Origin of the sequence: Rahnella sp. BIGb0236, assembly GCF_004364755.1 — a bacterium.
GTDB classification, from domain to species: Bacteria; Pseudomonadota; Gammaproteobacteria; order Enterobacterales; family Enterobacteriaceae; genus Rahnella; species Rahnella victoriana.
The window spans coordinates 122337-135998 of record NZ_SOAO01000010.1; the positions used below are offsets into that span (position 1 = coordinate 122337).

Annotated in this window: 12 protein-coding genes and 1 pseudogene; 4 read left to right on the forward strand and 9 right to left on the reverse strand. The window is 51.9% G+C overall.

Annotation, left to right across the window (positions count from 1 at the left end):
* Window positions 1-89 precede the first annotated feature (89 nt).
* Complete coding sequence (uvrA, locus tag EDF78_RS18765) at window positions 90-2945, forward strand: excinuclease ABC subunit UvrA (protein WP_133823644.1); 2856 nt, start codon at window positions 90-92, stop codon at window positions 2943-2945.
* A 54-nt stretch (window positions 2946-2999) separates the two neighbouring features.
* Here uvrA and EDF78_RS18770 read toward each other — a convergent pair whose 3' ends face one another.
* The 4 genes and pseudogenes from EDF78_RS18770 to EDF78_RS18785 all read right to left on the reverse strand — a co-directional run.
* On the reverse strand, window positions 3000-3755 hold the full coding sequence (locus EDF78_RS18770; protein WP_133823645.1) for a hypothetical protein: 756 nt from the start codon (window positions 3753-3755) through the stop codon (window positions 3000-3002).
* Window positions 3734-4774 (reverse strand): hypothetical protein, encoded by a 1041-nt coding sequence (locus tag EDF78_RS18775; RefSeq protein ID WP_133823646.1) that lies wholly within the window; start codon window positions 4772-4774, stop codon window positions 3734-3736. Before EDF78_RS18775 ends, EDF78_RS18770 begins: the two co-directional genes overlap by 22 nt.
* 79 nt (window positions 4775-4853) lie before the next feature.
* On the reverse strand, window positions 4854-6035 hold the full coding sequence (locus EDF78_RS18780) for an esterase (RefSeq protein ID WP_133823667.1): 1182 nt from the start codon (window positions 6033-6035) through the stop codon (window positions 4854-4856).
* Between the two features lie 114 nt (window positions 6036-6149).
* Window positions 6150-7031, reverse strand: a pseudogene (locus EDF78_RS18785) (LysR family transcriptional regulator); the annotation flags it as partial.
* A gap of 305 nt (window positions 7032-7336) precedes the next feature.
* Between EDF78_RS18785 and EDF78_RS18790 the strand changes: the two are divergent.
* Window positions 7337-7621: a hypothetical protein gene (locus tag EDF78_RS18790; RefSeq protein WP_133823648.1), complete on the forward strand. Its 285-nt coding sequence runs from the start codon at window positions 7337-7339 to the stop codon at window positions 7619-7621.
* 90 nt (window positions 7622-7711) lie between these two features.
* Here EDF78_RS18790 and EDF78_RS18795 read toward each other — a convergent pair whose 3' ends face one another.
* From EDF78_RS18795 to EDF78_RS18805, 3 genes are all read right to left on the reverse strand, one after another.
* Window positions 7712-8431: a hypothetical protein gene (locus EDF78_RS18795; protein ID WP_133823649.1), complete on the reverse strand. Its 720-nt coding sequence runs from the start codon at window positions 8429-8431 to the stop codon at window positions 7712-7714.
* A gap of 92 nt (window positions 8432-8523) precedes the next feature.
* On the reverse strand, window positions 8524-9132 hold the full coding sequence (locus EDF78_RS18800) for a hypothetical protein (protein ID WP_133823650.1): 609 nt from the start codon (window positions 9130-9132) through the stop codon (window positions 8524-8526).
* A 235-nt stretch (window positions 9133-9367) separates the two neighbouring features.
* Window positions 9368-9613 (reverse strand): hypothetical protein, encoded by a 246-nt coding sequence (locus EDF78_RS18805; RefSeq protein ID WP_243839466.1) that lies wholly within the window; start codon window positions 9611-9613, stop codon window positions 9368-9370.
* A 653-nt stretch (window positions 9614-10266) separates the two neighbouring features.
* On the opposite strand from EDF78_RS18805, the gene EDF78_RS18810 reads away from it, so the two are divergent.
* A complete protein-coding gene (locus EDF78_RS18810) occupies window positions 10267-10887 on the forward strand; it encodes a glutathione S-transferase (RefSeq protein WP_133823651.1) in 621 nt (206 codons plus the stop codon).
* Window positions 10888-10893: 6 nt separating this feature from the next.
* Window positions 10894-11814 carry a pyridoxamine 5'-phosphate oxidase family protein gene (locus EDF78_RS18815; protein WP_133823652.1) on the forward strand — a complete coding sequence of 307 codons (921 nt, stop codon included), beginning with the start codon at window positions 10894-10896 and terminating at the stop codon, window positions 11812-11814.
* On the opposite strand, the gene EDF78_RS18820 is transcribed toward EDF78_RS18815, so the two are convergent.
* Complete coding sequence (locus tag EDF78_RS18820; RefSeq protein WP_119823703.1) at window positions 11796-12149, reverse strand: MmcQ/YjbR family DNA-binding protein; 354 nt, start codon at window positions 12147-12149, stop codon at window positions 11796-11798. The two genes, EDF78_RS18815 and EDF78_RS18820, sit on opposite strands and share 19 nt — an antisense overlap.
* Window positions 12150-12226: 77 nt before the next feature.
* Window positions 12227-13642: an MFS transporter gene (locus tag EDF78_RS18825; RefSeq protein ID WP_095924340.1), complete on the reverse strand. Its 1416-nt coding sequence runs from the start codon at window positions 13640-13642 to the stop codon at window positions 12227-12229.
* Between the last annotated feature and the right edge of the window lie 20 nt (window positions 13643-13662).

Consider the following 13662-nt stretch of genomic DNA (forward strand, 5'->3'; position numbering starts at 1 on the left):
CTCTGTGCCCGATTCGATGGCTGGCGCGAAACTGGTTTTCACGGCGGTCACCGGCACGGTGAGCTATCAAGTTAATCCGGGAATGATGAATGGATAAGATCGAAGTTCGGGGCGCACGCACCCATAATCTCAAGAATATCAACCTGATTATCCCGCGCGACAAACTGATTGTTGTCACCGGCTTATCCGGTTCAGGCAAGTCCTCTCTGGCGTTCGATACGCTGTACGCCGAAGGCCAGCGCCGCTACGTCGAGTCGCTGTCGGCCTACGCACGCCAATTTTTATCCTTAATGGAAAAACCGGACGTCGACCATATTGAAGGTCTGTCTCCGGCGATTTCGATTGAGCAAAAATCAACGTCACACAACCCGCGTTCTACCGTCGGGACCATCACCGAAATCCACGACTACCTGCGTCTGCTGTTTGCCCGCGTGGGCGAGCCGCGCTGCCCGGATCATAATATTCCGCTGTCAGCCCAGACCGTCAGCCAGATGGTGGATAACGTACTGGCGCAGCCGGAAGGCCAGCGTCTGATGCTGCTGGCGACCATCATTAAAGACCGCAAGGGTGAGCACACCAAGACGCTGGAAAACCTGGCGTCGCAGGGCTATATCCGTGCACGTATTGATGGCGAAGTCTGTGATTTGTCCGATCCGCCAAAATTAGAATTGCAGAAGAAACACACCATTGAAGTGGTCGTTGACCGCTTTAAAGTGCGTGATGATCTGGCGCAGCGTCTGGCGGAATCCTTTGAAACCGCGCTCGAGCTTTCCGGCGGTACCGCCGTGGTCGCCGATATGGATGATCCGAAAGCCGAAGAAATGCTGTTCTCTGCCAACTTCGCCTGTCCGGTGTGTGGCTACAGCATGCGCGAGCTGGAACCGCGGATGTTCTCGTTCAACAACCCGGCCGGTGCCTGTCCGACCTGTGACGGTCTGGGCGTGCAGCAGTTCTTCGACCCTGATCGCGTGGTGCAGAACCCTGAGCTTTCACTGGCGGGCGGTGCAATCCGTGGCTGGGATCGCCGTAACTTCTATTACTTCCAGATGTTGCGCTCTCTCGGTGAGCATTATGATTTCAACGTGGAAGCGCCGTTTAACGCACTGAGCAGCGATGTGCAGCACGCCATCCTGCACGGTTCCGGCAAAACCACCATTGAATTCAAATACATCAACGATCGCGGTGATACTTCGATTCGTCGCCATCCGTTTGAAGGCGTGCTGCACAATATGGAGCGCCGTTATAAAGAAACGGAATCCAGCGCAGTACGTGAAGAACTGTCGAAATACATCAGCAACCGTCCATGTACGTCCTGCCGGGGCACCCGCCTGCGCGAGGAAGCGCGTAACGTGTTCGTGGAAGAAACCACGCTGCCGGAAATCTCTGATTTCAGCATCGGTCATGCGATGGATTTCTTCCGCAATATGAAACTCAGCGGTCAGCGCGCCAAAATTGCGGAAAAAGTGCTGAAAGAGATCGGCGATCGCCTGAAATTCCTGGTGAACGTTGGTCTGAACTATCTCTCGCTGTCCCGTTCTGCGGAAACGCTGTCCGGCGGCGAAGCCCAGCGTATCCGTCTGGCGAGCCAGATTGGTGCCGGTCTGGTGGGCGTGATGTACGTGCTGGATGAGCCGTCTATCGGCCTGCATCAGCGCGACAACGAGCGTCTGCTGGAAACCCTGATCCATCTGCGCGACCTCGGTAATACCGTGATTGTGGTCGAGCACGACGAAGACGCGATCCGCGCCGCTGACCATATTATTGATATCGGTCCGGGTGCGGGCGTGCACGGTGGCGAAGTGGTGGCAGAAGGCACCGCAGAAGACATTATGGCGACCGAGAATTCACTGACCGGCCAGTTCCTCAGCGGTAAACGTGAAATCTCCGTCCCGGCGCAGCGTGTTCCGGCAGATGCCACCAAAGTGCTGAAACTTTCCGGCGCCAAAGGCAACAACCTGAAAGACGTCACGCTGACGCTGCCGGTAGGCCTGTTTACCTGCATCACCGGCGTATCCGGTTCCGGTAAATCGACGCTGATTAACGACACGCTGTTCCCGCTGGCACAGCGCGAACTGAATGGCGCGACCATTGCCGAAGCGGCACCGTATCGCGAAATTGAAGGTCTGGGGCATTTCGATAAAGTCATCGACATCGACCAGAGCCCGATTGGCCGTACACCACGTTCCAACCCGGCGACGTACACCGGTATTTTCACGCCGGTGCGCGAACTGTTTGCCGGTGTACCGGAATCCCGTTCGCGCGGTTATACGCCGGGCCGTTTCAGTTTCAACGTCAAAGGCGGACGCTGCGAAGCCTGTCAGGGCGACGGCGTGATCAAAGTCGAAATGCACTTCCTGCCGGATATTTATGTGCCGTGCGATCAGTGCAAAGGCAAACGCTATAACCGCGAAACGCTGGAAATTAAATACAAAGGCAAGAGCATCCACGAAGTGCTGGAGATGACCATTGAAGAAGCGCGTGATTTCTTCGATGCCGTCCCTGCCCTTGCGCGTAAATTGCAGACGCTGATCGACGTCGGTCTGACCTACATCAGCCTCGGCCAGTCAGCGACCACGCTGTCCGGCGGTGAAGCGCAGCGCGTGAAACTGGCGCGTGAGCTGTCCAAACGCGGCACCGGTCAGACGTTGTATATTCTCGACGAACCGACCACCGGCCTGCACTTTGCCGATATTCAGCAACTGCTGGAAGTGCTGCACCAGTTACGCAATCAGGGCAACACCATTGTGGTGATTGAACACAATCTGGACGTGATTAAAACCGCGGACTGGATTGTCGATCTCGGGCCGGAAGGCGGCGCGGGCGGCGGTCAGATCCTGGTCGCCGGGACGCCGGAAACCGTCGCGGAATGCAAAGAATCGCATACCGCACGCTTCCTGAAACCGCTGCTGGAACGCCACAGCCAGCAGGCGAAGAAAAGCGCTTAAAGTTTTGATGAAGTAAAAGGCCTTCCCGACGGAAGGCCTTTTTGTTTGCCATGCTTACAGACCAAATCCTTCTCTGATCCTTTTGATGACGTCTTCTACACAGCCCCGCTCATTCAGTGACCTGAGATCAATATTCTCATCTGGCAATTTTGTGAGAAAATTTTCCATGTCAGCCCGGATGTTCCCGGGAAGGGTGACGGCCTTTCTTGTTAGCTGACCTGATAACCGGATCACATCATTTCTGTGCTTATTCACAACACGGGAATCCACAGCTTCTCCTGCCGCCTTGCGGGTTGACAGATCCAACCACGCATTCATTTTTAAAGGAATTAACCTGTCTGCTCCGATATAGGAGACTAATTCCGTGCGCAGGACGCCCTCCCTAAGGAAGGAATAATAATGTTCATCGAGGAGGATGGCAGAGAGGCTGGAAATACCTTCATCTTTGGGGATCGGGATAATCTGTAAATCTTCCGGGTGTTCCATTCCCTGTGGAGAACGCGAGAACAGTTCGATCTGGACGGGATAAGTGGTGTTGTCAGGTTTACCGAACCGGTAGAAAATCGGCTTTCCCTCACCGTTCTGGCGGATCTCATAGTTGCCTGACTTTATAAACGCCCAAAACCGGCTGACAAAATCAGGGTTCAGGGCCTCGATAATAAGCACAATATCCAGGTCTTTGGTGGCCCGAAACTCTTCCCCCGCTTCATCCATGGTGATCCATGAGGCAACACCCCCGATGAGAACGTATTGGTCCTGATAATCTTTAAAGAACTCGCCAAACAGCTTTAATCCCCGAATTTCATCCATGCGTATTGCTCCCTTAATTCGCTGAGCGCCAACCTGACGCGCTCGTCCTTACTGTCTTTCTGAGTCAGATAAAGCGATATCTCATCAACAATATGTATTGAGGCTTTAGGGCTCTGATAGCGCCAGATTTCAACTGTCGCCACAGCGCTGTCAATATGAGTGACTTCATCAAATTCTCCATTCTTAACGAGTGAAGTGAACACTTCCCGGGTCATCGCAAACACGGGCTTAGCGCTGTGGGCAAGCAGGGTATATTCCGCTAAGGCACTGTCTCCGGCATAACAAACTCCCGCATCTAATGGTGGGATTTGATTAACCCGGACGGCTTTCTTAACCGGATTGCGCATCAGCAGAAGGGCTTTTTCAAAGGTCTCTGAACGTGAAAATCTGAGCGAATACAATCGGGTCGAAAAATCTTTCACCTGCGTTGACGCAAGAAGCCCGGATTTTGTCAGTTCAGAAATGGCCTTGGAGAGCGTCACGCGGCTGTACTGGTATGAGCCCATTAACTGCTCAGCCGTAAAAGTCATGCCGGGTTTGAAAAAAGACTCATCCAACAACAGCTGGATGAGCATAGCCTGAGTGGCAGGAGAAAAATCACTTTGCCCTTCTTTGCCAGCGCTTTTTTTGCAAATTCTGAAGGCATCACGCAAATCCATGGCTAACTCAGGAACAAAGAACTGCTTTTTGATCGCGATGAAATTAATGTGATGGTCAATAAGGCTGCGGCGTTCCGCCAGATTCATATTTTCGCAGACATAGACAACGACCTTATCTGTCACCTTTTCAATAAGTGACAGACGCTTCCTGAGCGCGACAATACCCGGATAGGTGTCATCCTGCTGTAAAGCCGCCAGCAGAGCCAGAGGCTCGCCACCCGGCACACTTACTTCCAGCTCGTAGAAACCAAACAACGCCTGAAGATTGAATGACACCGATAATTTCACTTCAGTAGCTGTGGTGCGAAAGCCTAAGACCGTTTCAAGGTAACCGACCAGTTCAGTTATTTTCTGTGTCATTTGCGGATCCGTGTAAAGCCATTTTTTACAGTATAAACCATACTGCTTTATACACTAAAAGTGACTTTACACGCTGAGATCACTTAAATATCTTCTGCACAAACTCCACATAGGCCGGGCGCCAGACGTCCATTTCATGGCCGAGATTCGGGTATTCGTGGTAATCGAATTTAATCTTTTTCTCTTCCAGCTCGGTTTTCAATCCGGCAATGTCCTTGCCCGTCACCACATCTTTCTCACCGACAACCACGGTGAAGTTTTTCAGCTGCGCGTTGATTTTTTCCGGTTCGGCAAAGCGTTTCTCTACGTCGGCATTCGGCACCGTCGTGGTGCTGACACCGCTGAGTGTCGCCAGCCAGCCGAACTGGTCGAGGTGGGTCATGCCGCTGACCAGCGTCTGATAGCCGCCCTGTGAAAGCCCCGCCAAAGCGCGTCCTGCGGCGTCATCACGTACGCGGAAAGTTTTGGAAATCAGCGGGATAATGTCACCGGTCAGTTCTTTATCGGCGGCGGCAGCATTGCGCGGATAGAATTCCTTCCGGCGATCTTTGGTGACGTAATCCTCCGGCACCACGCCTTTGGCATCGGTCTCGGTATCAGGAATGACCACCAGCATCGGCGCGATTTTTTTCTCCGCCAGCAGGTTATCCATGATTTGCGGAATGCGCCCCTGATCCAGCGCCGAGCGGCCGGTGTCGCCAAAACCGTGGTAGAAATAGAGCACCGGCAGCGGCGTTGAGGCATCGCTGTAACCCGGCGGCGTCCACACCGCGACCTGACGTTCAGAATTCAGCGCGGCGGAATGATAGGTCAGCGTGCGGACTTCGCCGTGCGGCACGTTTTTCACATCCAGAATACTGCCCGGCACCAGGATCAGGCTGGTGTTCACCTGACGCTGCGGTTTTGGCATCGCACTGCCCGGATCGGCAATCCGCAAGCCATCAACGTTGAAGAAATATTCATACAGATCGGGTTTCTGGGCATGCGATGTCCAGCTCCAGACGCCTTTATCGTCTTTGGTCATCTGATGCGGAATGTAGGTCACCGGCGTGGCACCGGTCACCACATCGACATGTTCGGCGGTCGGCGCATACAGCCGGTAAGTGATGGTTAAATCGGGATTTACCGCCGTGATGTAATGCTTCGCAGGCACCGACGCATCAGGATCCTGCGGCAGACTTTGCGCAGAGACGGTCAGGGGGAACGGCGCACTGAGCGCCAGAATCAAAAGCGTGGCAAGATTCAGCCGGTTACGGGTCATCATCCTTTCCTTCTGGGTTGGCGTGAGCAAACGGACACCGGTCCTCAAGTAACTCACTGTTTTTGCACAACTCTCAGAGTAGGTTATTTTTGCCGCCCGCGAGCGTGATCCGCATCACTGTTCAGAGGATGCGTCTAACGCATGAAGTTGCGGAAGCGCACTCAGCCGCTGATAAGCAAAGTCCCAGAATGTCCGCACCTTGCGCGGCATTTGCTGCACATGCTGCGCCATCAGTTGTATCGGCAACGGAAGCGGCTCGAAATCCGTCAGGATCCGCACCATCGTGCCCGCCTGCACATCGTCACTCACCTGATACGACAATAGCCGCGCGATCCCCTGCCCGCTGCGCACCGCCAGCAACTGCGATTCCACGTCATTGGAGAGCAGACGTGGCGACAACCGGACGCGCAGTTCGTCCTCGTGCGGCCCGAAACGCCATTCGCGGATTTGCGTGCGCAGCGTGCCCATAATCGTCTGATGCGCAGCCAGTTCCGACGGATGCTGCGGCTCGCCATGCTGCGCCAGATACGCCGGGCTGGCGACCAGCACGCGGGTGACTTCGGCGACCTTGCGCGCCACTTTGCCTGAATCTTCCTGATGGCCGATACGCACCGCCAGATCCAGCCCTTCGTCGATCAGATCCAGATTGCGGTCATTGAACATCATTTCAATTTGCATATCAGGATGTTGCGCCAGAAATTCCATCACCAGCGGCGCGACGTGTTTACGGCCGAACTGCACCGGCGCGGTGATGCGCAGCAGGCCGCTGAGCTGGGTTTCTGCCGTGTCTTCCACCGCGTTCTGATACTGACTGAGCAGCAGCCGGGCTTTTTCCGCCAGCCGTGCGCCCGCTTCTGTCGGTGCCAGACTGCGGGTGGTGCGCTCCACCAGCCTCGCGCCAAAACGGTGTTCCAGCGAGGCAATGGCGCGGGTGATCGCCGGAGGCGAACGGTGAAGTTTGCGGGCAGCTTCCGCCAGGCTGCCATACTGAAGTACTGGGAAAACAAAATCGCTATTTTTTTAAACGCCAGCAGTTTGTTCCCTTTCATGCGTAAATTTACGGCCTGACGTGAGATATCCAGCGTGGTTGAATAAAGCAGTCCAAAAACTCATTATCTGGAAGAACTAACGCTTTGCAGGCTTTGTCTTTATCAACAAACTCAGGCATCAATGTACTGATCATTGTGTCAAAACGAGCCAGAAGCAAAGTCTGCAATTCGTTTAGAGATTGCTCAGGACTATGAAGACGCAGCTTGGACGTATGGAACCTGAAAAGCCTATTTAATTTAAAGGAGAATACAATGCATTATGTTGATTACCTGGTCGTGGGTGGAGAGCTACATGGGAAAGTTTTTAATGGCCTCTACGATTCTCAACAAATTGAACTTCCCCGCGATATGCAGCCAATGGCTCAATTCTGTGAACGTGACAAACCAGCTCCTGTATCTGAAGTTTTAACTGACAAATATTCTGTACAAGTTCACGAATATGAAGGTCATTATTATCTGCTTGCTACATCAGGAGATATATCCGCTCAGGATATAGATGTGATGATAAGAAATTCCAAGCCGGCAAATTATAAATAACAATGAGTTAGGATATGTAGCATGCAATGTTAATACAACCAACGGGCTCGAGCACGTTGGTTGCATTACAAATGTCTTTTGATTGAATATTTATAACAAATCTAAAGGAAGTTTCTTTGCCGCAGGAAGTTCTTTATACTCACGATTCGGGTTTCTATAAAGTGTTAAGCATCCATCGAAATTAATTAATTTCATAGTTAACTGACTGTTTGCGCTCGCCGAATCAGCGACTTTCTGGATATCCTTCTCTTCCATATATCTCCAAAACTCATAAGATATACCTGTCGGTTCGATCAGAAAAGTTTCATTTCTACCTTTCTTATCGCATGGTGTGTATTTTATTTCTGGATAAAGGACTGTAGCATATAGCTTTTGTTCTTCATGATAATGACCTGCCTCCAAGCCATATAAAAAAAAGCTCTTGAGGTAGTATTTATCCTTAAACTTCCTTACCTCGAAAGTTAACGTGTTATTTTTTTCGATAGCTTGAATTCGTACATCTGTTTCGTAGAGGTCTATTTTTTTAATTGTGGGGTACGGTATGGGTAATATATAGACTAAAGGCCCTGTATCAAGAACATTAAAGTCGCTAGAGTACCGAGAGTCTGGGTTATTATAGATGATAGTTAAGTCTTTTGCTGACTTTTCTAGTAGCCCATCTTTCCTGCTGAATTCAATTTTTCCATAGAATTGATTATTAAAATAACCGGGTATATTTGAACCGTCTAATTTATAGTCTTCTTTATTAGAGCATGAGATAGCTAAGAAGATAAGTGGCGAAATACATAGAGCCTTCGTTTTAAAATTCATTTTTAAGTCCTTTTAAGAGAAACAAGTTACATTAATGGCTCATCGTTTGGCTAGATGATTTAGTCAAGTTATATTAATAGTGAGATCATTGTTTATGAACCTGCACTTTGATGTCCTGGTCGTTGTCTGTTAGTAAAGGAATAATGAATGTCATTAACTTTTGGCGTTAAATAAATATCACCCATAAACGCGTTATGAATACCCTTTCCATTATTTTGCGGGGCTTCTCTTTTACATCCATCAGTGTAATTAAATGATTTGTTATTCGTGTAATTTGTCTCTTCACACCACGCCGGGCCTGTTGTATTTGTCAAGTACACCTCAACAGAGCCACTAATTATGTCTCGCCCGCATCTTTCACATTTAAAATTCATGTATCCTGTGGATATACTATACAGTTCAAAGTCTTTGTAGAACGGAGCATAGGCATAAATCACACGCCCTCTTGGGATGGCGTCTGGGACCGTTACTGATAAGTATTTACCATCACCAACATAAAATAGATGATAGTCCCTTAGCCTGCTGTCATCCTGATCTGCCAGCGTAGAATGACTAAGGTCAATTTGAATATAACCATATCCCGGCATTGTTATAGCTTCTTCGAAGGGTAAGGTGATATCTTTGGTGTCAGAGCATCCTTGTAAAAATAACATGGCCGCAAGAATAAACATACGCATCAATTCGTCCTTAAATAATGTCATTGAATTTACCGTCTGCTATTTTACGCTTTCCTGATGAAAATGTAAAAAAAGTTATGATTACTCAGGGCTAATTGAAAATACTTAAATTAATTTTTTGTTAGCCCGACTTTTGGACTCTGACGGAACTTAAACAGTCGGAGTTTTAAAAGGTTGTAGAAATTTCTTAGAGTGTGAGTGTTTTTGTTTGAATACTTCGATAGCTTTAGCCGCAAAATCAAAATCTGCTTTGCCCAAGTCACGCCAATGAGAAACTTGGTCGGCCGGTTTTGTTTGACCATTTTTCGAAAAAAACCTCAATGACAGGTGTAACATCCTCGAACGAAGGTGCTTTTTCCCAGCCAGCACGAACAACCATTAAAACAGGGCGTTCTTTACGACCAGTCAATTTGCGTACTTCAAAGGAGCCATGAACACCAGGTACGTCGAAGCGACCGAGCTTTTCGGTTCTGCTTTCAAGCTTGTACTGAGAATGTTTAATCATGGATTTCTCCAAATGGGTAACAAAGCAGAGTCATGCAAAAAAATTGTTCACAATTAAGATACGTCATATTCGTGCTGAATAAATGTTTCTTGCGGGGCTTTTTTGCTGAGTATCTTATTTTAACATTATACTGATCTTGATTTGGTGAGGCGGCAGTTACGGGGGCATTGCTGACCGCAGCCCCCCCCTTCTGAATTTAGACACCAACACACCGGCAATTCCTGATTTCATCAGGGCCCACTGTAGGCCGCCTCGACATTCGCCCTGCTCGCGTCTCGTCGGGTTGTAGTTCGTTGATAATCCCCTATCCCCATTCCCGTTAAGTCCCTTCGCCCTGGCTGAGAGAAACAAAGTCTCCGTGGCCGTCGGGAGGTGAAATGTACTCCGCCAATGCGGCGAAGGAACTCAACGAGAGATGGAAATCATCTCCGGAGAGATCCAACGAACCACAACAAAACGTCAAGACCGCAGCAAAGCGAATCTTACGAAAGATGGGTATTTAAAAAGCCGACCTGTCTGTAATGTGAGTGTGGTGTTCCGGAGACGTGTAAGTAAATGGCCTGTGCTGGTGAAACGCTCAATTTCAATCTTCGTGGATCACAATCATTTAGTGCAAGAGTAATCTTGACGTCAGACCCTAAAGGAGACAGCCCATGCCCGCCATTCAACTTTACAGTACCCCGCTTTCCGGCCACTGCCACCGCGTGACCCTGCTGCTGAACATGCTCAGCCTGCCGTTTGAGACGAAAGACGGCGGTCAGGAAGTGCGTCAGAGCGCCGGATTCGCGCAACTCAATCCGCTGCGACAGGTGCCGGTACTTATCGACGCAGAACACGTGCTCACCGACAGCAATGCGATTCTGGTGTATCTGGTGAAACGCTATGCGCCGGACAGCCACTGGTTACCGGAAGATCCGCTGCAGGCCGCTGAAGTGCAAAAATGGTTGTCCCGCTCCGCCGGTGAAGTGCGCTACGGTCCGGCCTCTGCGCGCATGGTGAAACAGTTTTCTGCACCGGAAGTGTATGAAAGTGCGCTGAAAGTGACGGCGAAATTCCTGCCGCAGCTTGAACAGCATCTGGAAAGCCGGGAGTTTCTGGCGACGGAGCGCGCCACGATTGCCGATCTGGCCTGTTACGGCTATGTCGCCACAGCACCGGAAGGCGGGGTTTCTCTGGCCGATTATCCGGCCATTCAACGCTGGCTGAAACGGATTGAAAGCCTGCCGGGCTTTACGCCACTTCCGGCGTTGCCACTGCCTGAAATTGCGGGGTAAAAGACGATGAATAACCCTTTCCATGCAGACGAAATCCTGGCTCAGGACATGGCAGGGTTTGACGTCACCGCGCACGGTATCCGCGAAGCGATGCCGGAACAGCACCGGCTGTTTTTCGCCGCATTGCCGTATCTGTTTATCTCGACGCTGGATGACAGCGGCTGGCCGGTGGCAACCCTGCTGACCGGCCCCGCCGGGTTTATCCGTACGCCGGATGACAGCCATTTGCGGATCAATGCGCCGCGCCGGGATGACGATCCGGCGCTGGCCGCCTTACAGCCGGGGAAACAGATCGGCGGGCTGGGGATCGATTTCTCCAACCGGCGGCGTAACCGCGTGAACGGCAGGATCGGGCGCATGGATAAAAATCGCCTCGAGATCCTCGTCGATCAGAGTTTTGGCAATTGTCCGCAGTATATTCAGATCCGCAAACTGGCCGATGTGCCGGTCCGTTTGCCGCTTCCCGCACGGGAAGACATGAGCGAACCGGATGACGATGCCCGCGCACTGATTGCCCGCGCCGATACGTTTTTTATCGCCAGCCACGCCCACGGCGGTGCCGATGTGTCGCATCGCGGCGGTCAGCCGGGGTTTGCGCATCTGGTGGGCAACCGGTTGTGGGTGCCGGATTTTCGCGGCAACCGTTATATGAATACGCTGGGGAATTTACTGGCAGAACCGCGCGCAGCGTTGCTGTTTATCGATTTCGAAAACGGTGACCTGTTGCATGTTCAGGGGCACACGCAGATCCACTGGCAGCCGGAAGACATTCCCGGCCCCGCAGGCGCAGAGCGTTACTGGAGTCTGGACATCACCCGTGTGTGGCGTTTTCGCGCCGCACTGCCGTGGCGGGCTGAAGCGGTGGATTTCTCCCCCGCCACGCTCAGCAGCGGTCAGTGGCCGGAAAATCAGCGGCCAATTTCCTGACGTACGGCTTCCGGCAGGCCGGAGACCACCAGCTGATAGGAACCGTCGATCAGATAATAAAACTGGGAATCGGGCAGCGAACCGTCGAGGAACACCGTGTTCCAGTGCGCTTTATTGAGATGATCACCCGGCACGATATCCGGGTGTTGGGCGCGTAATTGCTCAGCCAGCTCCGGGCTGGTTTTCAGCGAAATCGCCTCGCGGCCATCGATTTCACACACCATGGCAAACATCGCGTCGCCCACTTTTACCTGATTTGCACCGCGCTGATTTTCCACACTTTGCTCTGCGCCGGGTTTCCCCATGCAATAGGTCAGCAGTTCCGAACTGGTCATGTTTGGGTTTCTCCTTGTAACGTGAAAGCTACGTGGCACGAAAGTGCCCTCGGTTAACCATAGCAAACCTGAACGATTTACAGGCTTAACACAGAAGTCTTTTCTTTCTCAATGACAGGACGGGGAATGTCTCCTTTCTTACGCGCACCGATTTCTTCAATGATTTTGGCAAAGCGTGCTTCATTGAGTTTGTAAAATACGCCCATGATGATCGCCGCGCTGATCGCCAGTAAGCAGGGCCAGATAAAGATCAGCTGGCGCAAGCCGAGTAAAGTCGCGCTGCTTTGTACCGCATTCGGGATATACCCGATCTGGGTCAGCATGATGCCGGGCAGAAAACCGGCGAGCGCGGCGGAGATTTTTCGCGAAAAGGTGTAACCGGTATACACCGAGCCTTCGGCGCGGATGCCGGTTTTCCATTCGCCGTAATCGACGGTATCCGGCACCAGCGCCCAGTTCAGGCTGTTGACAAAGGCGGTGCCAAAGAACGCCATGCAGGAGAACAGCACAAAACTCAGCGAGCTGTTTCCCCACAGGAAATTAAAGATATCGCCGGTCGCCCACAGCAGTAATCCGCCCAGATACACCTGTTTTTTACCAAACCGTTTCACGCAGCCCGGCACCAGAAAAACGCCGACCAGAATGCAGCCCATGCTGAAAAAACCCATCCACGACAGCAGATGAATATCGTTGAGGACGTACTGCGTGTAATACACCTGGATCGCCAGTTTGATGTTAAACGCCGCCAGCGTACACAGGTTGGCGAGGCACAACACCAGCAACGGCGGATTGCGAAATATGGCGCGGAACGACCGCAGAATGCCGGATTTATGCCCCGCAGGCGTGAGTTCAACGTAACGTTCCCGCACGCCGCGATAGCACCAGCCCATACACAAAATGCCGCAGGTGGCGAAAATCAGCGCGGCGGAGAAATACCCCACCGACGGGGAAGCGCCGAGCAATGCCTGCACCGGCATAAACCCGACGGTACAGAGCAGCAACCCGAGGGTCGCGCCGCCCTGCCGCCAGGCTGCCAGCTGTGCCCGTTCGTGCGGATTTTTGGTGATGGCGGGCACCATCGCACCGTACGAACAGTTCATCAGGCTGTAGAACAGGCCGAACAGCATAAACAGTACGGTGGCGAGCGCCGTCTTCACCGGCAGGCCAAAATCATTCGCCATAAACTGCGCGGTCGCCACCAGCCCGACCGGCACCGAGGCATAGAGAATAAACGGCCTGAACTTGCCCCGCGCGCCAATACGGCGGCGTGAATCGAGTAACACGCCGGTCAGCATATCGGTGAAGGCGGTGAAAAATTTCGCCACCAGAAAGATGATGCCGCCATAAAACGCCGGCATCCCCAGTTCATCGGTATAAAATTTCAGCAGATACAGCGTGCCGATACACAACATCAGGTTCGAGCCAAAATCGCCCATTCCATAGGCGCACTTCTCACGCAACGTCAGCGGATCAGGGTGATGACACTCTTTCATAATCGATCCTCACAGTGAAT

Bases quoted from the DNA above. Each gene is read 5' to 3' on its own strand.
- EDF78_RS18815 (WP_133823652.1), top strand. From the start codon at position 10,894: ATGAATAACCCTTTCCATGCAGACGAAATCCTGGCTCAGGACATGGCA.
- EDF78_RS18795 (WP_133823649.1), bottom strand. From the start codon at position 8,431: ATGAATTTTAAAACGAAGGCTCTATGTATTTCGCCACTTATCTTCTTA.
- EDF78_RS18780 (WP_133823667.1), bottom strand. From the start codon at position 6,035: ATGACCCGTAACCGGCTGAATCTTGCCACGCTTTTGATTCTGGCGCTC.
- EDF78_RS18770 (WP_133823645.1), bottom strand. From the start codon at position 3,755: ATGGATGAAATTCGGGGATTAAAGCTGTTTGGCGAGTTCTTTAAAGAT.
- EDF78_RS18805 (WP_243839466.1), bottom strand. From the start codon at position 9,613: ATGATTAAACATTCTCAGTACAAGCTTGAAAGCAGAACCGAAAAGCTC.
- EDF78_RS18775 (WP_133823646.1), bottom strand. From the start codon at position 4,774: ATGACACAGAAAATAACTGAACTGGTCGGTTACCTTGAAACGGTCTTA.
- EDF78_RS18825 (WP_095924340.1), bottom strand. From the start codon at position 13,642: ATGAAAGAGTGTCATCACCCTGATCCGCTGACGTTGCGTGAGAAGTGC.
- EDF78_RS18790 (WP_133823648.1), top strand. From the start codon at position 7,337: ATGCATTATGTTGATTACCTGGTCGTGGGTGGAGAGCTACATGGGAAA.
- EDF78_RS18820 (WP_119823703.1), bottom strand. From the start codon at position 12,149: ATGACCAGTTCGGAACTGCTGACCTATTGCATGGGGAAACCCGGCGCA.
- uvrA (WP_133823644.1), top strand. From the start codon at position 90: ATGGATAAGATCGAAGTTCGGGGCGCACGCACCCATAATCTCAAGAAT.
- EDF78_RS18810 (WP_133823651.1), top strand. From the start codon at position 10,267: ATGCCCGCCATTCAACTTTACAGTACCCCGCTTTCCGGCCACTGCCAC.
- EDF78_RS18800 (WP_133823650.1), bottom strand. From the start codon at position 9,132: ATGACATTATTTAAGGACGAATTGATGCGTATGTTTATTCTTGCGGCC.